The organism is Cellulosilyticum sp. (assembly GCF_982396655.1).
Genome location: NZ_CEVXFV010000002.1, coordinates 1 through 18,090, shown reverse-complemented (window position 1 = coordinate 18,090; position 18,090 = coordinate 1). Strand labels below are relative to the sequence as shown.

At 34.3% G+C, this 18,090-nt stretch carries 16 protein-coding genes; 11 read left to right on the top strand and 5 right to left on the bottom strand.

The genetic code is table 11. The features are described from left to right. The first annotated feature begins 1 nt into the window (after position 1). The 3 genes from AC1VAQ_RS01270 (at position 2) to AC1VAQ_RS01260 (ending at position 3,985) form a co-directional block, all read left to right on the top strand. Positions 2 to 1,069 (top strand): glycosyltransferase family 2 protein, encoded by a 1,068-nt coding sequence (locus AC1VAQ_RS01270; RefSeq protein ID WP_479903399.1) that lies wholly within the window; start codon positions 2 to 4, stop codon positions 1,067 to 1,069. An 82-nt stretch (positions 1,070 to 1,151) separates the two neighbouring features. Beyond that, complete coding sequence (locus AC1VAQ_RS01265) at positions 1,152 to 2,486, top strand: family 43 glycosylhydrolase (RefSeq protein WP_302598391.1); 1,335 nt, start codon at positions 1,152 to 1,154, stop codon at positions 2,484 to 2,486. A 140-nt stretch (positions 2,487 to 2,626) separates the two neighbouring features. Then, complete coding sequence (locus AC1VAQ_RS01260) at positions 2,627 to 3,985, top strand: RsmF rRNA methyltransferase first C-terminal domain-containing protein (protein ID WP_302598392.1); 1,359 nt, start codon at positions 2,627 to 2,629, stop codon at positions 3,983 to 3,985. A gap of 46 nt (positions 3,986 to 4,031) precedes the next feature. On the opposite strand, the gene AC1VAQ_RS01255 is transcribed toward AC1VAQ_RS01260, so the two are convergent. Genes AC1VAQ_RS01255 through AC1VAQ_RS01245 form a run of 3 tightly spaced genes read right to left on the bottom strand, consistent with a single transcriptional unit; the run spans position 4,032 to position 5,884 of the window. Then, the gene (locus AC1VAQ_RS01255) at positions 4,032 to 4,577 is read right to left on the bottom strand and encodes a YybS family protein (protein ID WP_302598393.1); all 546 of its coding nucleotides are present in this window, start codon (positions 4,575 to 4,577) and stop codon (positions 4,032 to 4,034) included. Beyond that, positions 4,574 to 5,476 (bottom strand): DUF5685 family protein, encoded by a 903-nt coding sequence (locus AC1VAQ_RS01250; RefSeq protein ID WP_303244077.1) that lies wholly within the window; start codon positions 5,474 to 5,476, stop codon positions 4,574 to 4,576. Before AC1VAQ_RS01250 ends, AC1VAQ_RS01255 begins: the two co-directional genes overlap by 4 nt. A gap of 12 nt (positions 5,477 to 5,488) precedes the next feature. Further along, positions 5,489 to 5,884, bottom strand: coding sequence for a molecular chaperone DnaJ (locus AC1VAQ_RS01245; protein WP_302598396.1), 396 nt, complete (start codon positions 5,882 to 5,884; stop codon positions 5,489 to 5,491). A gap of 200 nt (positions 5,885 to 6,084) precedes the next feature. Between AC1VAQ_RS01245 and AC1VAQ_RS01240 the strand changes: the two genes are divergently transcribed. Together AC1VAQ_RS01240 and msrB are read left to right on the top strand one after the other, a co-directional pair. Beyond that, positions 6,085 to 8,160: a sensor histidine kinase gene (locus AC1VAQ_RS01240; protein WP_479903398.1), complete on the top strand. Its 2,076-nt coding sequence runs from the start codon at positions 6,085 to 6,087 to the stop codon at positions 8,158 to 8,160. Between the two features lie 92 nt (positions 8,161 to 8,252). Next, complete coding sequence (gene msrB / locus AC1VAQ_RS01235) at positions 8,253 to 9,212, top strand: peptide-methionine (R)-S-oxide reductase MsrB (RefSeq protein WP_479903397.1); 960 nt, start codon at positions 8,253 to 8,255, stop codon at positions 9,210 to 9,212. Between the two features lie 126 nt (positions 9,213 to 9,338). Here msrB and AC1VAQ_RS01230 read toward each other — a convergent pair whose 3' ends face one another. After that, positions 9,339 to 11,045, bottom strand: a complete 1,707-nt coding sequence (locus AC1VAQ_RS01230; protein WP_479903396.1) for a hypothetical protein — start codon at positions 11,043 to 11,045, stop codon at positions 9,339 to 9,341. A gap of 200 nt (positions 11,046 to 11,245) precedes the next feature. On the opposite strand from AC1VAQ_RS01230, the gene AC1VAQ_RS01225 reads away from it, so the two are divergent. After that, positions 11,246 to 11,737 carry a DedA family protein gene (locus AC1VAQ_RS01225; RefSeq protein ID WP_479903395.1) on the top strand — a complete coding sequence of 164 codons (492 nt, stop codon included), beginning with the start codon at positions 11,246 to 11,248 and terminating at the stop codon, positions 11,735 to 11,737. A 58-nt stretch (positions 11,738 to 11,795) separates the two neighbouring features. Here AC1VAQ_RS01225 and AC1VAQ_RS01220 read toward each other — a convergent pair whose 3' ends face one another. Next, a complete protein-coding gene (locus tag AC1VAQ_RS01220; protein ID WP_479903394.1) occupies positions 11,796 to 13,034 on the bottom strand; it encodes a hypothetical protein in 1,239 nt (412 codons plus the stop codon). Positions 13,035 to 13,216: 182 nt separating this feature from the next. Between AC1VAQ_RS01220 and AC1VAQ_RS01215 the strand changes: the two genes are divergently transcribed. The 5 genes from AC1VAQ_RS01215 (at position 13,217) to AC1VAQ_RS01195 (ending at position 17,945) form a co-directional block, all read left to right on the top strand. Further along, positions 13,217 to 13,963 (top strand): ABC transporter ATP-binding protein, encoded by a 747-nt coding sequence (locus tag AC1VAQ_RS01215; RefSeq protein WP_302599463.1) that lies wholly within the window; start codon positions 13,217 to 13,219, stop codon positions 13,961 to 13,963. After that, positions 13,956 to 14,801, top strand: coding sequence for an ABC transporter permease (locus AC1VAQ_RS01210; protein ID WP_302599462.1), 846 nt, complete (start codon positions 13,956 to 13,958; stop codon positions 14,799 to 14,801). Before AC1VAQ_RS01215 ends, AC1VAQ_RS01210 begins: the two co-directional genes overlap by 8 nt. Before the next feature lie 51 nt (positions 14,802 to 14,852). Then, the gene (locus AC1VAQ_RS01205; protein ID WP_302599461.1) at positions 14,853 to 15,860 is read left to right on the top strand and encodes an ABC transporter substrate-binding protein; all 1,008 of its coding nucleotides are present in this window, start codon (positions 14,853 to 14,855) and stop codon (positions 15,858 to 15,860) included. A 202-nt stretch (positions 15,861 to 16,062) separates the two neighbouring features. After that, positions 16,063 to 16,257 carry a hypothetical protein gene (locus AC1VAQ_RS01200; protein ID WP_302599459.1) on the top strand — a complete coding sequence of 65 codons (195 nt, stop codon included), beginning with the start codon at positions 16,063 to 16,065 and terminating at the stop codon, positions 16,255 to 16,257. Positions 16,258 to 16,526: 269 nt separating this feature from the next. After that, the gene (locus AC1VAQ_RS01195) at positions 16,527 to 17,945 is read left to right on the top strand and encodes an alpha/beta hydrolase-fold protein (RefSeq protein WP_302599458.1); all 1,419 of its coding nucleotides are present in this window, start codon (positions 16,527 to 16,529) and stop codon (positions 17,943 to 17,945) included. The last annotated feature ends 145 nt before the right edge of the window (positions 17,946 to 18,090 follow it).

Below are 18,090 nucleotides of genomic sequence, written 5' to 3'. Positions count from 1 at the left end.
TATGAATAACTATAGTTTTATTATTCCGACCTATCAAGGAAAAACACTTATTATTAATACACTAGAAGCGCTTAATCATCTTATTGGGCGAGATCAATTTAGTTATCAGGTTATTGTAGTAGATGATGGCTCCACAGATGGCACAGGCGAAGCCATTAATAAAATGTCATTAAGCTATCCTTTAAAGTACATTTATATTCCTAGAACGGATGACTCATCTAGGGCAAAGGCACGAAATTGTGGGATTAAGCAGGCTGATGGTGAATATCTTATTTTTATTGACGGCGACATCCTTGTGCCACCGGATTATCTTTTAACACTCAATACATTTTTTAAATGGCAATCTGATATAATCGTGGTAGGCACAAGAAAACTTTTGTATGAGCCAATACCTTATAAGAAAATACAATTAAGCAATCTTTTTGCACCACAGGGTTTAGCGGCCTATGAGCATGGAAGAGATTTTAGACATCTTATATTTGAAGACTTATCATATAATGCAAGCGCCATGGATACACCGTTTCTTTTTGCACTTACCTGCAATTTGGCAGTGCCAAGAAATTGGGCAGAAAGGGTAGGTGGATTTGATGAAAATCTAAAGAAATGGGGAATAGAAGATATAGAATTTGTGTATCGCTTACAACAAGAAGGATTAAGAATAGTAATCAATAGCCGAAATGAAGTGATTCATCAGTTTCATGGATTAAAGGAAAAAAATGTGGTAGATACAACACAGATTCAAGAAGTAGATTATAATGCAAAAGTTTTTATTAGAAAGTATCCTTATTTTTTAGGCCTAGAAAAAGAAGCAATTCATGAATTATTTAGGAGCATCGCCACACATTATAAGGCGTTAGAAAAGGTATCCCCCTATCCTGATAAGATTATACACTTTAACAATCAAAGCGATTATGAAAAGATCCAAGATGAAGTACTTAGAAACAATGAAAGAAAAGAATATACATTAGTTATTTATGACGAGATAGGTTGTACAGATTTAGATATATGGATTCAGCTTCATACTGAAAATACTGTGAAAGTAAAATACTATCCTAAGCATAAATTATAATTTGAATATAATGATAGTTATAAATATTGTTTAAATATGTTAGAATCAAATTATCTAAACAATATTATAGGGGGTTTTACAAATGCCAAATCCATATCTTCCACCATGGGAATACATTCCAGATGGGGAGCCAAGAGTTTTCGGGGAGCGTGTTTATGTGTATGGCTCACATGATCAGGCAGGTTCAGATAAGTTCTGTGATTATAAATTAAAAGTATGGTCAGCATCTATTTATGATTTAAATAAATGGACGTGTCATGGAGATATTTTTCATACAAGAGATGATGAGGACCATATCTCAGATACCGCTGAGTGGACAGAGGGGGACCTTTATGCACCGGACGTAGTTGAAAAAGATGGCAAATATTATCTGTATGCGTATATTATGGGCGCTAAGGGGTGTGTCGGGATAAGTGATAGGCCGGAGGGACCTTTTAAATTGCTCTCAAGATATCAGTATCGTATACCTGAGGGAAAAGGAGAGGAGAGTTTTAACAATGGTTGGTTTATTGATCCTGGTGTATTAGTTGATGAGGACGGTAAGGTCTATATTTATTGTGGTTATGAGCGTTCTTTTGTGGCACAGCTTAATCCTGATAATATGTATGAGGTTGTTGATGGCACATATCAGGAGGATATTATCCCAGTAGGAGAACCCTTTAGATTTTTTGAAGCTTGTTCCCCAAGAAAGGTAGGAGATACTTATTATCTTATTTATTCGCCGCGAGTAGGAAGCCGACTTGTTTATGCCACATCTAAGTCGCCAATGGGACCTTTTGAATTTAGAGGGACAATTGTAGATAACGGAGTAGATTACCCAGGAGGAAATAATCATGGGTCAATCTGTTATATAGATGGGCAGTGGTACATATTTTATCACCGTATGACAAATGGAACTGTAATGTCAAGACGTGCATGTGTTGAAAAGATTGAAATCTTACCAGATGGAACAATTCCAGAGGTGGAAATGACTTCTCTTGGTTTTGAAGAGGCTTTATCACCCTATCAAATAACAGCTGCAGAGTTTGCTTGTGTATTAAAGGGTGGATGTTTTGTGACTGAAAGAAATACAATGACTAGATTTGTGACGTGTATAACTAATGGGTGCATTATAGGGTATAAATACTTTGACTTTGGAAAAGATTTTTCCAGCCAGACAATGATGTTTAGTGTCATGGTCAAAGGAACAGGCTGTAAATCACAAATTAAAATTAGGCTAGATAGTTATGAAGATGGGGAAGAAATAGGTATTTGTGAAATTGGTAGTGATGATGGTATTTATGAGGCTACAGTAAGAAATATAACGGGTAGGCATGCTGTGTATTTTATCATAGAGGATTGTGCAGGTGGATGGTTTAAGGAGATGTTTAAAGGTAGGTATTTGTTTGAACTAGAAAGCTTTGTATTTATGAAATAATAAGAAGCAAGTGGGTTATGTAAGAAAACTTTGCTGTTATAATATTTCAAAGGGTATAAATGAAAGGAGCATATTGAACTCACAAAAGCTTTTGTTTTATAATAAAATGTATTTAAAACAAAAGAAAGAGATGACACAATATGCAATTACCACAAGACTTTAAAGACCGCATGCAAAAAATGTTAGCAACTGAGTTTGATGCTTTTCTTCAAAGTTATGAAGAAGAAAGGGCCCAGTCGCTTCGTGTAAATACACTTAAGATTTCTAAAGATGAGTTTATAAGACTCAGTCCATTTCAACTTCGTGGGGTACCTTGGGTATCAGAAGGCTTTTATTATGAAACAGAAGATCGTCCTGGTAAACATCCTTATCACGAAGCAGGATTGTATTATATTCAAGAACCAAGTGCGATGGCTGTAGCCGCACTTGCAGAAGTTAAACCAGGTGAACGTGTACTTGACCTTTGCGCTGCACCAGGTGGCAAAACCACACAGCTAGCAGCCGCACTTCAGGGCGAAGGCCTTCTTATTTCCAATGAGATTCATCCAGCACGTGCTAAGATTTTAGCGCAAAATGTAGAACGTATGGGGATTTCAAATGCTATTGTTACCAATGAAACACCGCAGTCACTTGCAAAACGCTTCCCAGAATTTTTTGACCGCATTGTTGTAGATGCACCTTGTTCTGGAGAAGGGATGTTCCGCAAAGATGAAGAAGCAAAAAATCACTGGAGCGTTCAGAATGTAGAAATGTGTGCTAAAAGACAAGGTGAAATTTTACAGTGTGCAGCTCAGATGTTACGTCCAGGGGGAATCCTAGTGTATTCAACTTGTACGTTTGCACCAGAAGAAAATGAAGGAAGCATGAATACTTTCTTAAAAGAAAATCCAGACTTTAGGATTAAAAAGGTTACGGCCTATGAAGGCTTTATGCCAGGGCACCCAGAGTGGGCTGATGCCGTACCGGAAGTGGCAGATACATTTAGACTTTGGCCACACCGCTTAGAAGGTGAAGGCCATTATGTGGCTGTGCTTCAAAAGGAAGGGGATAGACCAGCAAGGGAGAATGTTGAAAAGCTTCCAGCTATCGATCGTAATGCATGGCAATTATATGAACAATTTGCTAAAGAGAACTTAGTAAATAGGCCACAAGGTCTTCCTGTTTTATTTGGTGATCAGCTTTATTTACTGCCGTATCCACTATCGCTTAAAGGACTAAAGGTATTACGTACAGGTCTTCATCTAGGAACTTGTAAGAAAAATCGTTTTGAACCATCGCATGCCCTTGCATTAGCCCTTAAATCAGAAGATGTCCATCATAGTTGTAGTTTAAAAAATGATGACAGCCGCATAAGAGCGTACCTCAAAGGTGAAACAATTACCATTGAAGGTGAAAAAGGCTGGCAACTTGTATGTGTAGATGGCTATTCTTTAGGTTGGGGTAAATTAAGTGGTAATGTACTTAAAAATCATTATCCAAAAGGACTTAGATGGATGTAGCATTATTAAAAAGTGGTTTGAGGTGAAAGTTGCCTCAAACCACTTTTTAATGGTGCCTTGTAAAAATTTCATCATAATGTCCTACTAAAAGTGTTAGGGCATAATCATAAATCAAAAAGATAGGTTGTACAATTCCAAATAAGATTAGAAAACGAGTGTTAGAATTCAAAGGTTTAGTTTTAAAATAGGTAAGGTGTGTCATTAAGCTGTTTAATACATTAATACCTAATAAGCTACTTAATAAAAAAACACTAATTAAAAAGATACTATTAAAAAATAATAGTTTAAGTACAATTTCTAGAAAGGGTTTATTGATGCGTTCAATAAGTCCTTTTATAATGCCATAAATCCCAAAGAAGAGGAGATATAGTAAGGTGATATTAAGCGGTATAAATAATAAACTACTAAGGGTAGTGCAAATATAAACAAGTAAAGCTGTTTTAAGCCCTTTTTCCATAAGGGCAATAGGTGGCATAAAAGAAACAAGGGTTAAGAGAACTAAAGTGTTAGTGGGAATAAATGTGGAGAGGTAAAGGAGTACGACACTGAGTGCCACTAGAATCCCACCCAAAGTAAGTGCATTGGCTTTCATTTTTTATGTCCCCCCTTGTGTTGGCAGCTACAGTGATGCATGACTTTCGTATATTGCTCCATCATCCCAAGTGAAATGATATTTTCTAATATTTCTTCATTGCGCTGAAGTGGAAGGGCATCTAAGTGCTCTTTTACAGAAGTACCACAGTTGAGAAGTGTAAAGCTGATGCGGTCTTTAATCTTAGAAAAGAGTGCATCGAAGTTAAGATTTCCTTTATTATAGAGAAAATCTAGAGGATTGAACTTGCTTTTAGACATATCTTTTTCTAAATCATCTATGGCATCAATAATATAAATCCATTTACCAAGACAGTAGCCGAATTGAAAGAGATGCTCTCGTGTATTTGGGCTATCTCCTACAATTTCAAAGGGGTAATCCTTAAATATATGCCCCACAATTAAACTAAAGGGATGCGCAATCTCATCAATAGAAGAAAAGTCTTTATTATTTTCTAAGGCAGTGAGTTTATTTAAGTTTTTTTCAATAATATTGTAAGTAGTTTGCAATGAAGATGGAAATTTATTTTTATAAGGTGTAAGGCCTAGCGCAAGCACTTTGCTTTTTAAACTATGGTCATCCATTTTGTCATCTAGTAGTTTAAAGTAGACTAAAGCCACATTCATGGCTGCGGCATAAGAAAGTGCATCGTTATCAAGAAGTATAGGCTTCTTTTTAAGGGGATTAGCCATACAAGCTTTTTGCGTTAAAAGGTTATCTTGTGGGCTTAAACTATCTAAAAGTAGACCTAGAAAAGTCATATCATAATTTAAAATCATGCGTGGTAGATTGCCAAAGTGCTTTTTAATATGAAAACATAAGCCGCAGTAGTAGCTTTTAAAATCCGTATATTCTCTAATTCTTAATTCATCTTTAAGTGGTGTAATATAACCAAACATAAATAGCTCCTTTTAAATACACTCAATGAAGTCGCCCCCCATACATTCACAGCAACTATCGAGACAAATCAAATCACAGCAATCAAGTTCACAGCAATCATCACAGCAGCAACAGCAACAATCACTATGTCTGCGTCTGCGTGGGCGATGATAATATTCCTCACTATAATGATGATGGCGACTCATAAGAGCTGTTTGTGCTTCTTTATAAAGTGATTCATTAGGATTAAGGCGAATAGCTTCTTCCAAATGAGAAAGTGCACAGTCAAACCAAGATTTCTTTAAATCAATTAAACTATATAAATAATGCCAGTGTGCAGATTGTACGTGAAATGATTTTAAGCATTCTTCAGCTAATGTAAGCTTATTGTTAGAAATAAAGGATTGAACTTCTTCAAAAGTGTACAATATAAATCACTCCTTAAATGGTATTTAGTAATAGTATACCATGATTAGCAGATATAATTGCTATTTAATTCATAGAATACTACTTTATTAAAAAAAGTTTTCGTGATAATATATAGATAAATCTGAAAAATATAAAAAATATTATAAAATAATGCAATAAAAAGTAGACTTATAAAGTGAAAATTTAGAGGGGTGTAAACGTGAATATACAACTATTAGATTACATGAATGAAGGGCTTGTTGTTTTTAACAAAACATATAAAATCCTATACTGTAATACAAGTATATTAACACAAACGAGATATAATAAGGCTGCGTTATATAATGAAGATATAGAGAAAATAATAGTTAATCCAATTAAAGAAATAATTAAGGAAAGTACTAAAGAAGATATCGTATTATATGATTGTGAGCAGCAGACTATACAAACAAAAGGGAGAATTTTCAAAGAGGAATGGTTAGGAGAAGAATGTTATTGGCTATGGGTTAAGGAATATAATTCTAAAAAAGTAGGCATTAAAGAGATGGAAGCCATCTTAGAAAATATGCCATATTCAATATGGATAGCTGATGCGGAAGATAATTATCACTATACGAATACTAATACATTTATAATGTTAAAACAATTATTTTTAAATGATACACTAACAAATAAGGAAGGGTTATTAAAGGAACATCCAAGCAAAATTTATCAGGGGAGTTTAAGGCCAAGTATATTTAAAGAAGACCAGGAACTACTGCAAAAAGGTATTATGATTAATGAAGAGCGAAGAACAGAGAAAGAGGAAGATGTATTAAAATACCACATTGTTAAAATTCCAATATTTAATGAAGTACAGAAATATGAAGGCTATATAGGGATTACGCAGTATGAAATCTTAAAACAAAAGATAGATATTAATAAGGCATTAAATAACTTTGATTTAAATACCATAACAGATCAGAGAGAGCTTTATAGCCAGTTTGTTCAGCTATTAGACGTAAGTCTTAGAACAGATAAACTCTTGCAGGGAAAAACCCTAATTATTATGAAATATAATAAAGATGAAGATCAAGTAGAGGAAATAGGCAGATTAAAGAAAAATGAAAATAAGATTTCATCAAGCTACTATTTGAATATTAATGGGACAAGGTTTATGAAATTAATAGAGCATAGTAGAGAGTGGCCTTTGGAAGAATTTGAGCAGGAAATGGAATGTGAGATATATGGCTTAAAAAATATAGGGATAAACTTTATAAGAATTAGTCCAATCGAGTATAATAGTGAGTTTATAGGCGTGATTCTTACAGCATATGAATCTAAGTTACAATATCCATTAATGGAAGCCTGTGTAATTGATAAGGTTGGCCAGCAAATTGCGACTATTTTTAAAAGCGTAGAGTATGCCTTAGAACAAAAGCAACAGTTATCAGCAAGAAAAGAAATAGAAGCAGAAAGTAGTGCATATAAAGAGGCGTTAAAGCTTGAGACGTTAAAAACAGAGTTTTTGGCCAATATTTCACATGAACTTAAGACGCCATTAAATATTATATATAGTATATTGCAGATGTTTGAATTAGAGTTAAAAGATCTTATGAAGCATAATTACATTGAATACACCTATGATAAGTTGGTAGAATATGAGGGAATTGCTAAACAAAATATATTTAGATTACTAAGACTTATTAATAATATTACGGATATTTCAAAGATGGGTGCGGGTTATTATAAGGCAAAGATGGTAAATGGCAATATTGTCAAAGAGATAGAAGACATTACAATGTCTGTTGTAGCATATTTTAAAAACAAAAAAATTTCCATTATATTTGATACAGATGTAGAAGAATTAGTTATGGCATATGATCCTGAAAAGATGGAAAGAATTATGCTTAATTTATTTTCTAATGCTGTAAAATATACAAGTCCAGGAGGGGCAATTGAAGTAAAGCTGAAAGCTCAAAAGGAACAATTAGCAATCTCAGTTAAGGATACAGGAATTGGAATTCCAAAGGAAAAGCAAAGTGTAATCTTTGAGCGTTTTACACAAGTAGATAGTTCATTCTCTAGAAAATGTGAAGGTTCAGGAATTGGTTTAGCGCTAGTTAAATCTTTAGTTGAAATGCAACAAGGGAAGATTAGTGTAGAAAGTGAAGAAGGCAAGGGATCCACTTTTACGGTAGTCCTTCCTATTAGACAGATAGATAACCAAAAACAAAAAAGAGAGCTAGAGATTGAAAAAGAAGAGCAACTCCTTTATAAATGTAAGGTTGAGTTCTCTGATATTTATGATTTGTAGATAAGCTATAGTAAAACAAACTATAGAAGTTGAATAAACTTAGTTAAAATAATTATCATGACAGCAGGGTAATACTAGTAAGAGGTGATTAAATGAGTGAATATACATTAGCAACATTTGCAGGAGGCTGTTTTTGGTGTATGGTAAAGCCTTTCAAAGAATGGCCAGGTATTGTAGATGTAAGGGTAGGGTATACAGGAGGACATAAAGTAAATCCAACGTATGAAGAAGTATGTAGCCATCAAACAGGGCATACAGAAGCAGTACAAATTACTTATGATGAAGAAAAAATAAGTTATAGACAGCTTCTAGAAATTTTTTTTAGAAGTATAGACCCTACAGATTCAGATGGACAGTTTGGAAATCGTGGTGAATCTTATAGAACGGCTATTTTTTATCATAATGAGGCGCAAGGGATACTTGCCCAAACGTATATCAAGGAAATAGAAGCAAGTGGGCGTTATGACAAACCCATAGTTGTACCGGTAAAACCTGCGATGTTTTTTTATCCTGCTGAAGAAAATCATCAAGATTATTATGCTAAGAATCCTTTGCATTATAATCTATACTATAAAGGCTCTGGAAGAAAGAAGTTTGTAGAAGAGCATAACTATAAGTTGATGGAAAATAAAGAAACCTTAAAGCAAAAATTATCGCCTATGTCTTATAAGGTGACACAAGAGCAAGGGACAGAACCGCCTTTTCAAAACGAATATTATGATCATTTTGAGGAGGGGATTTACGTAGATGTAGTAAATGGCAAGCCTTTGTTTAGTTCAAAAGATAAATTTGATTCTGGCTGTGGTTGGCCTGCTTTTTCAAAGCCTATTGTAAGTAGCGTCGTATATGCCAAAGAAGATAGAAGTCATGGCATGCATCGCATAGAAGTTAGAAGCACACAGGCAGATTCACATTTGGGACATGTGTTTGATGATGGACCAGAGGAGTTAGGCGGACTACGCTATTGTATTAATTCAGCAGCTCTTAAATTTATACCTAAGTCTAGGATGGATGAAGAGGGGTATGGTAGTTATAAGGTGATGCTAGATTAGATTATAAAGTATTAGAAGATGAAAAAGTGCTAACAGAAGCTATCCCAAAACTATTTATTGTTTTAGGATAGCTTCTGTTAGTGTTGTTTTAAAACTTAGAACAGTACTATAAAGTGCAGTGGGTGTTTACTTTACAATTTGACCATTGACATAAAGTTTAAAGCCATTTGTAGTAACATGAGACAAGTCACCCTCAAATTCACTGAGGTAAGAATCACCTGTTAAAGTCCATTTACTAGTAGCATCTAGAGTTAATTTTACTGAGCCAGTGCTGTTTTCTTCATTGATAGAACCTGTAAAAGTAGAATTTTCACCTAAGCTCATATTTAAAGAAGAAATATCATCTACACGGATTTTTCCTTCAAGTGTTTGATTGACTACGTCAAAGTTACAATCACCGCCATTGCTGCCTTGTGTTCCCCATCCCTTTGAAGAACTATTGCCTGTTACATTAAGGAGCATATCATTAGCAAGCATAAGTTTTACATTATTAAGTGTAATGCTACAAGTTGTATTGGTAACATAAATCATATCCCCTTGTTTGGCTGTAATTGTACCACCTGTAGCTGAAAATGTAGAATGTCCAATAGCAGCATCACCAGACATACTTTGATAAATCATGATATTGTGAAGATTTTCAGAGTCATCTAAATGGCTACCATCCATATTACCTGTAACATCACAGTTTTCAAGCGTAATAGAATTTTTACCTTCGATGACGAGGGCTTCAGAGTTATGGGCTGTTAATGTAGCATTAGAAACAGAAATATCTGCTGTACTATAAATAGCAGGACTGCCTGTACCATTTGTTGTATAGCTGCCACCAGAAACGTTAACTGTTCCGCCGCCTCTATCACTACGGATAGCAGCTGCTGAATTGCCTTGTGTTTCAACTTGTAGGTTGCTAGCTTCCATAGTGGCACCACCTGTTGTTTGAATTCCACCAGAGTTAGAGCCGGAAGTTTGAATTGTACTATCTGAAATCTTTACAGAAGTAGCATCTCCATAGCTAAAGATACCATTTCCGTTTGTAACAGAAGTAGTAACTGTTGCATTCTTTATAGTGACATTGGCACCATCTGTAGCAAGAAATCCGGCATTTTGACCATAGAAATCACCATTTTCTGTGTTTGAGGATTCACCTTGTAATTTATTGATAGTGATATTAGTTAATGAAGCTGTTACACCATTAACTCTAAGGGCATTTTCATCATCGCCAGTAGAGGTATAAGTATTGCCTGTTAGCTCACTGTCTGTATCAATTATGTTGGCATAGGTGCCCTGAGTAACTTCATGACTACCACCAAAGCCACCAGTATTACTAAGGTTTTTCACAATAATACTTGTAGCAATATTATTTTCATTTAAAGTAACTTCCAAGACATCATTGACCCCAATATTATCAAGCGTTCCTTCTTGCGTGCCCTGGAGCATTTCAATTGTAATTTGAGTACTATCATCTACTGAGAAATGAATAGATGAACCCGATGCACCAAAGCTTATACCACCTGCACCTTGATCACCTTCAGGTAATGCAGGAGGTGTATTACCATCAGTTGTAGGTTGGTCCTCAGGTAATGTAGGAGGTGTATTATTATTCATAGACTCACCTTCGGGAAGAGCTGGTGGGCCACTTTGTGTTAACTCGCCTTGGGTAGCCGTAATTGTTTGTCCTTCAATACTTTCCACTTGAACTGTATAAACTTGTTCTTGCACTTGGACTTGTACGGTGGTATTTTCTTTATTATTATTTGTTGAAGAAGACTGACAGCCTCCTAAAATACTTGTGCTCATTAATAGTGCTAAAACAGGTGCTATTTTTTTAAAATTCATTTATTGCACTTCCTTTCGTAACTTACTGATAAATATACAATAGTATAGGAAGCTTAATGCAAGCTTAATGTCATGATACAGGAATAGAATTTATCATAATAGAGAAAAAAGGAGAAATATAGATTTAAATATATGCATTAATAAGAAATAGTATTTTAGGAGATAATAAAAGAAAGTATGTTAATATAAGACAAGGAGGCATGACTATTAATCAGCAACAAATTATTAGCTATTTTAATGAATATGGTCTTATCCTTGTGTTTATAATTATGTATTTAGAGGGGCTTAATTTAACGGGAATTCCAGCACTTGTTCTTTTACCCACAATAGGGATGTTTAGTGCAAGTAGTAGCTTATCTTTAATGCTTATAGTAACGCTTACTGTTCTAGGAAGTCTATTAGGAAATATTACGTATTACATGATTGTAAGATGCTTAGGTAATAAAGTTTATCGTTGGCTTTATAATAAGTTTAAAAGTATGAGAAAATCACTCAACAAGGCACAAATGCTCAGTAATAAATATGGCAATGGCATATGTATGATAGGGCGCTTGATACCAGGTGTAAGAACAATTATTTCTTTACTTGCAGGAACTTTTAAAGTGCGGTTTGATGTTTTTTTAATCTTTTCTACCTTGGGAATTTTTATTTGGAATTTTATCTTAATTTACGTAGGATATATCATATCATAACAAAGCATTATAAAAGAAGGAGATGGCATAAAAGGTCATCTCCTTCCTTTTATAAGCTCTAGGAGCGTCCAACATAGGTGTTATCTTCTGTACGATTACGAAGTTCTTTTGTTGGATGTGGTGCATCTTGATAACGATAGTCTTTGCCTTTTTTATCAATAAGTTTTTCAATAATCATGTGGCTTGGCACTTGACATTTAGGCTCATTAAGCATACCTTGCATTTTAAAGAAAACATCATCACAAGAAAGTTTTGCTACATCGATATATTCTTCATCTTTAGAAGTAAGTTGTACTGTGTGTTTTTGAACCTTACGAATATATTCTTTATTAGAATGAAGTTTTAATAATTGAGGAAAATCACCATTAGAAATAACATCTTTCCAACACTTACCTTCATATTTTTCTAAAAGTTTACTAACACGTTGTAATTGTGCAACTTCTTGTTGATAATGATATTTCCAGATTTTTTTGATATAGGAATCTGTTTCATTACAGTAGCAAGAATAGTATAAATAGCATTCGTTATATTTATGAGAGAGCAGATTTTCAAGCCAAGTGAGACTTGGGTCTAAAAGGCTTTCGTAGTGACTAACATGTTCTTCTTCAACAGAAGCAATTTCTTGATAAAGGTTTCGACCTAAGTCAGAGCAATATAGATTTTGAACGTTTAAATAATAGTTCATAGTTTGTTGTTCGGCAGCAGTAATAATCGCTATGTTTAATTTAGTAATAGGGCAAGCTTTATCAAAATTAGTACAATATCTAATATTATCTGTAGGGAAGCGATGATGTGCAATAGTAGGTCTACCTGGCATAATTTCAGTATAATGACCTACTAAATACTCCATTTTTTCGCCATATTCTAAATAGGCTAGGTCAGAGTAGCGATAGAGATGATCAAAATCCTCTAATAAGGCGAAATCTAAAGCCATTTTTACATAACCATTGGGTTCGCGTTGGGCGAGTTCAGCTGTTAAGTCGACGGCAAGTTGTTCATAACCTATCGTATGTTCCAAGATAGTTTCATCAGTGGGTTTAAGTATACTAAGTACTTTTTGTTGTTGCTGGTCTAAACGTCTTAAAATAGCAATTTCACGTCTTAAGTCATTGTTAGCACAGTTTCTTGCAAACTGGTGTGAAAAGAAAATAGATTCAATTTCAGTGCCATTCATTAAGATAATACGCGCCCTTGTATAAGGGTCTACCTCATATTTGTTATAAGCTTTAGGATAAATTGCTCGCCAGTTATCAAAAAACTTCTCGACTAGACAAGATTCTTCTAAGAATGGATTCATTTATGTTTTCCCCCCTTTTAATTGATGTCCATCTGATTTTATTCTATTCATAAAATACTAAGGGCGTGACTAGATAATGACAAGAAATTAGAACTTTAACAAGCACTTTGTCTTTACTCTTTTAATATCATAATTATAGGAAGAATAATTTACTATGGTTGGTAAATAAAGGAGGTGGGGGAATGGAGAGTCGTATTCAGCTTATTCATATAGATAAAAGTTTTTATACAGATCAAGGTGAGTTACTTGTTTTAAAGGATATTAATTTGAGATTAAAAAAAGGAGAAATTCTAGCAATTTTAGGACCCTCTGGTAGTGGCAAATCTACTATTTTAAATATCCTTTCTAATTTGCTAAAGCCTACATCAGGAGAAGTAAAAATCAATGGACAAATAGGTTATATGTTTCAGCATGATCATTTACTCGAGTGGCGTACGATTATGGATAATGTGACTATTGGATTAGAAATTCAAAGGAAACTAACCACAGAAAGTAAAGAAAAGGTAGAAAGGTTACTAAAAACTTATGGATTATGGGAGTTCCGAAATAATTTTCCAAGGGAGTTATCAGGTGGGATGCGTCAGAGAGCGGCACTCATTCGTACCCTTGCAACCAATCCAGATATATTACTTTTAGATGAACCTTTTTCAGCTCTGGATTATCAGACGAGGCTTATGGTAAGTGATGATATTTATAAAATCTTGAAAAATGAGCATAAGGAAGCTATTTTAGTGAGTCATGATATTTCAGAGGTTATTAGTATGGCAGATGAAGTCTGTGTACTTTCCAAAAGACCAGCTACAATCAAAGATACTTATAGGATTAAGTTAACGGTGGAGGGTGAAAGAACACCACTAAGCAGCAGAAAGGCACCAGAGTTTAAGGATTATTTTGATATACTGTGGAAGGAGCTTGATGTTAATGTTTAAGTTGAACTGCAAAACATGTAAAAATAAATGTAGCATAGAATGTAGTGAGAGTTACATGAGCTACCTGAAGTGCAAAAAGCAAAAGAAAAGAAAAATTTTGATTTGGCAGATTAGCTTATTGATAGGATTTATTGGCTTATGGGAAGTTTTGGCCAGATTAGGTGTGCTTAATACATTTTTATTTAGTAGCCCTAGTGCTATTTGGGTATTATTTAAAAATTATGTAGCTGATGGTAGTTTATTTAGACATATTGCAACGTCTGTTTGGGAAACCATATTAGGCTTTACAATTGGTACAGTATTAGGTGTCATCATCGCCATCATTTTATGGTGGTCAGAAACGGTGGCAAAAATCATGTCACCTACCTTAGTTGTATTAAATGCACTGCCTAAGACGGCTCTTGCCCCTATTTTAATTGTATGGGCAGGTGCAGGCATTGGTGGTATTGTATTGACAGCCGTAACAATTTCTATTGTCACGACTATTTTATCTGCATATAACTATTTCATCAATATGGATGAAGAAAAGATAAAAATGCTTCAAAGCTTTGGTGCGACCAGATGGCAAATACTCACTAAACTGATTTTACCAGCTAATGTAGGGAACCTAGTTAATATTATCAAGATTAATATAGGACTTTCTTGGGTTGGTGTTATTGTAGGTGAGTTCATTGTTTCACGTAATGGTTTAGGTTATTTGATTGTTTATGGTGGTCAGGTATTTAGGCTGGACTTAGTTATGATGGGGGTAGTCGTTTTAGCAGTTTGTGCTTTTGCGATGTATGCTATTGTTAATGTATTTGAAAAGTGGATTACTAAAAAAAGAGTGTCTAAATAAAATTTGTCCTGAGTAGAATAATTATATAGATTATTAAATGAGGTGGTCTTTATGAGAAAAGGGCTTCTAAGTTTACTTCTTGTAATACCTTTGACATTAGGTATTTTGCTTAGTGGCTGCAGTAACGATGGTTTGACCAAAGTAACCGTAGCAGAGGTAACACATTCCGTTTTTTATGCACCTCAATATGTAGCACTTGAAGCAGGATACTTTGAGGAAGAAGGATTGGATGTGGATTTACTTTTAACTCAGGGGGCAGATAAAACGATGGCAGCGCTCCTTTCCGATGAAGCACAGATTGGCTTTATGGGCCCTGAAGCAACTATTTATGTGTATAATCAAGGTAGCAAAGATTATGCAGTAAATTTTGCACAGGTTACAAAGCGAGATGGTAATTTCTTGCTGAGCCGAGAGCCTATTGAGGATTTTACATTTGATATGTTAAAAGGCAAGACAATTATTGGTGGACGTAAAGGCGGTATGCCTGAAATGACATTAGAATATGTTTTAAAGACACAAGGGCTTACATTAGGAGAAGATTTAGCAAGTGGTCAGACAAATGTAAGAACAGACATTCAATTTGCAGCTATGGGTGGCGCCTTTACAGGAGGCGAAGGGGATTTTGTGACCTTATTTGAACCTACAGCTACGCAAATCCAGCAGTCTGGTGATGGCTATATCATTGCATCGATGGGGCAAGTATCAGGAGAAATACCTTATACAGCCTATTCTGCATTAGCTAGCTACATGAAAGACAATCCAGAGACACTTCAGAAGTTTACCAAGGCTATTTATAAAGGCGAACAATATGTAGCAACTCATTCAGCAGAAGAAATTGCACAAATTATTGCACCTCAATTTAAAGAAATAAGTGGTGAAGATCTTGTGACTGTTATTCAGCGTTATAAAGATAATGATACTTGGTGTAGTGAACCTTTATTAAAGGAAGAAAGCTTAAATCATCTTATGGATGTTATGGAAATGGCAGGAGAACTAAATAATCGCCCAGCCTATACAATCTTAGTAAATACAACATTTGCAGAAAACGTAACAAAATAAGATGGTTTATGGCATAGTGATTAAAATATAGGTGTAAAGGCGTAAGAAATATTTTAAATATTTCTTACGCCTTTACTTATGAAAAGCAGCAACGAGTACAGAATAAATTGATGATTTTGATAACTTAGTTACTGATTTATTTCTATGATGCTATAATTTAAATACATATAGGGAGATAATATATTTTGGAGGTTGGGGGAAAATGAAACGAAAGATTGTATTAGGGATATTAAGAGTACCACTAGTCATCGTAATACTGTTAGCAATTTTAAGCATATGGGAAAATGGTACAAATTGGTTCCAGCTTGCTAAATTATCTTTAGTTGTAATAGTAAATAGTGTACACATTAAGGATACAATCAAGAAAGAAAAGATTGAGGAGCAAGTACATGATTAAACTTATAGAGGGAACCGGTGATATGGCACAATATTATCAGCAAACCTTAGAATGTGTGATTGAAAGAAAAAGAGATGAACTTAAAAAAGAAAGCCTATAGACAAAAATGTTTAAATTAATCTCAAGTAATTTAGAAAAAACTACATTATATATCATGAAATATAGCATGAGGGGATAAGGTTCTTGATAAAAAATAGAATGATATTAAAATGGTAGTATAAGATTACATAAGTGATGCAAAGCTGAAAAATTAAATGGGGGGAAGCAGAATGAAATCAAAAAAGTACATAAGTATAATGATAAGTATGTTGATTGCAAGTGCAAGTTTAGGGGGAAATATTTTGGCAGCACAAATAGAAGATTATACTATAGGAGAAGCCACTCAAGTAAATACAACTACAGTAGGTGTGGATGTATCGGTTGAAACGATTACAAGTGGAAGTATTAATCAGACGTATACAATTAAGACAGATAAGGAGCCTATTGATTTATCTAAGTTAGAAATACGGTATTATTTTACGAAGTCAGATGAAAAGGCAATGCACATGTGGTGTGATAATGCAGCAGTACAGCTTAATATAGCACCTTGGTATAAAGATTTAACAAATGAAGTGAATATGTCCATTGAAAAAGATAGTACAGGTTATTATTTTTTAGTACAATTAGAGGATACGAATAAATTATATGCAGGTGCAGGTAGTGTGACGATTACAACACGCTTTGCAAATAGTGATTGGTCAGCAATAAGTGATTTTGCAGAGATAGGTATAGTTGTACGATATGATGGGAATATTGAAAGTTCAACAACTTCACCAGTTACGCCACCAACACAAGAGCCAGAAGTACCACCAACAGAAGTGGTACCGGGAGGCAGTATTTATGAGACACCCATTAATCCTTATGATGTACCAAATAATTTTGCAAGCAATATAGCAGGAACAACATATGGTACACTTCAAAAGGTAAGTTATTATTCAACAACAACTGGTAAAATGAGGAATTGTAATGTGATTATACCAGCGCATTATTCACCAGATAAGAAATATCCTGTACTTTATTTATTACATGGTATAGGCGGCACGGAAGACGAATGGTTATATGGTGGTTGTGATAAAATTATTGGGAACTTAATTGCAAGTGGTGAGGCAAGTGAAATGATTGTGGTTATGCCAAATGTACGCGCAGCTGCAAATGATGCGTCACCTTCTAATCCTTTAACAGCAGAAAATATTGCAGCATTTGATAATTTTATTAATGACCTTCAAAATGATTTAATGCCTTTTATTAAACAGAAATATTCTATAAAGACAGGAACAGAAAATACAGCTATTGCAGGCTTATCTATGGGTGGTCGTGAATCTTTATTTATTGGATTTTCTATGCGTGATACCTTTGGTTATATTGGCGCTTTTTCACCAGCACCAGGGTTATTACCAGATTATAATTTAAATTATGTAGGTCAATTTACAGAAGATCAATTTACGATTCCACAAGGTACGACAGTACCTAAGATGATCTTAATCTGTAATGGTAATGCAGATAGTGTTGTAGGAAATGTACCAACTTATTATCATGAAACACTTGCTAAAAATGGTGTGGACCATTTCTGGTACACTATGGGTGGAGATCATAATTTTGAAGTTTGGAATAATGGACTATATCACTTCTGTCAACGTATTTTTAAATAGGTTTCTCTCAATGATTTCACAGTACTAAAAATTATGAATAACTAAAATTTATAACTGTGAAATCTATAGTTAAGTTAATAGGTAGAAATAGATAAAAAGCATGAAAAGTATTAAAATATTTTTCATGCTTTTTATATTGTAAGAA

Bases quoted from the DNA above. Each gene is read 5' to 3' on its own strand.
- AC1VAQ_RS01215 (WP_302599463.1), top strand. From the start codon at position 13,217: ATGGAGAGTCGTATTCAGCTTATTCATATAGATAAAAGTTTTTATACA.
- AC1VAQ_RS01250 (WP_303244077.1), bottom strand. From the start codon at position 5,476: ATGTTTGGTTATATTACACCACTTAAAGATGAATTAAGAATTAGAGAA.
- AC1VAQ_RS01200 (WP_302599459.1), top strand. From the start codon at position 16,063: ATGAAACGAAAGATTGTATTAGGGATATTAAGAGTACCACTAGTCATC.
- AC1VAQ_RS01260 (WP_302598392.1), top strand. From the start codon at position 2,627: ATGCAATTACCACAAGACTTTAAAGACCGCATGCAAAAAATGTTAGCA.
- AC1VAQ_RS01255 (WP_302598393.1), bottom strand. From the start codon at position 4,577: ATGAAAGCCAATGCACTTACTTTGGGTGGGATTCTAGTGGCACTCAGT.
- msrB (WP_479903397.1), top strand. From the start codon at position 8,253: ATGAGTGAATATACATTAGCAACATTTGCAGGAGGCTGTTTTTGGTGT.
- AC1VAQ_RS01230 (WP_479903396.1), bottom strand. From the start codon at position 11,045: ATGAATTTTAAAAAAATAGCACCTGTTTTAGCACTATTAATGAGCACA.
- AC1VAQ_RS01220 (WP_479903394.1), bottom strand. From the start codon at position 13,034: ATGAATCCATTCTTAGAAGAATCTTGTCTAGTCGAGAAGTTTTTTGAT.
- AC1VAQ_RS01225 (WP_479903395.1), top strand. From the start codon at position 11,246: ATGACTATTAATCAGCAACAAATTATTAGCTATTTTAATGAATATGGT.
- AC1VAQ_RS01270 (WP_479903399.1), top strand. From the start codon at position 2: ATGAATAACTATAGTTTTATTATTCCGACCTATCAAGGAAAAACACTT.
- AC1VAQ_RS01210 (WP_302599462.1), top strand. From the start codon at position 13,956: ATGTTTAAGTTGAACTGCAAAACATGTAAAAATAAATGTAGCATAGAA.
- AC1VAQ_RS01265 (WP_302598391.1), top strand. From the start codon at position 1,152: ATGCCAAATCCATATCTTCCACCATGGGAATACATTCCAGATGGGGAG.
- AC1VAQ_RS01205 (WP_302599461.1), top strand. From the start codon at position 14,853: ATGAGAAAAGGGCTTCTAAGTTTACTTCTTGTAATACCTTTGACATTA.
- AC1VAQ_RS01195 (WP_302599458.1), top strand. From the start codon at position 16,527: ATGAAATCAAAAAAGTACATAAGTATAATGATAAGTATGTTGATTGCA.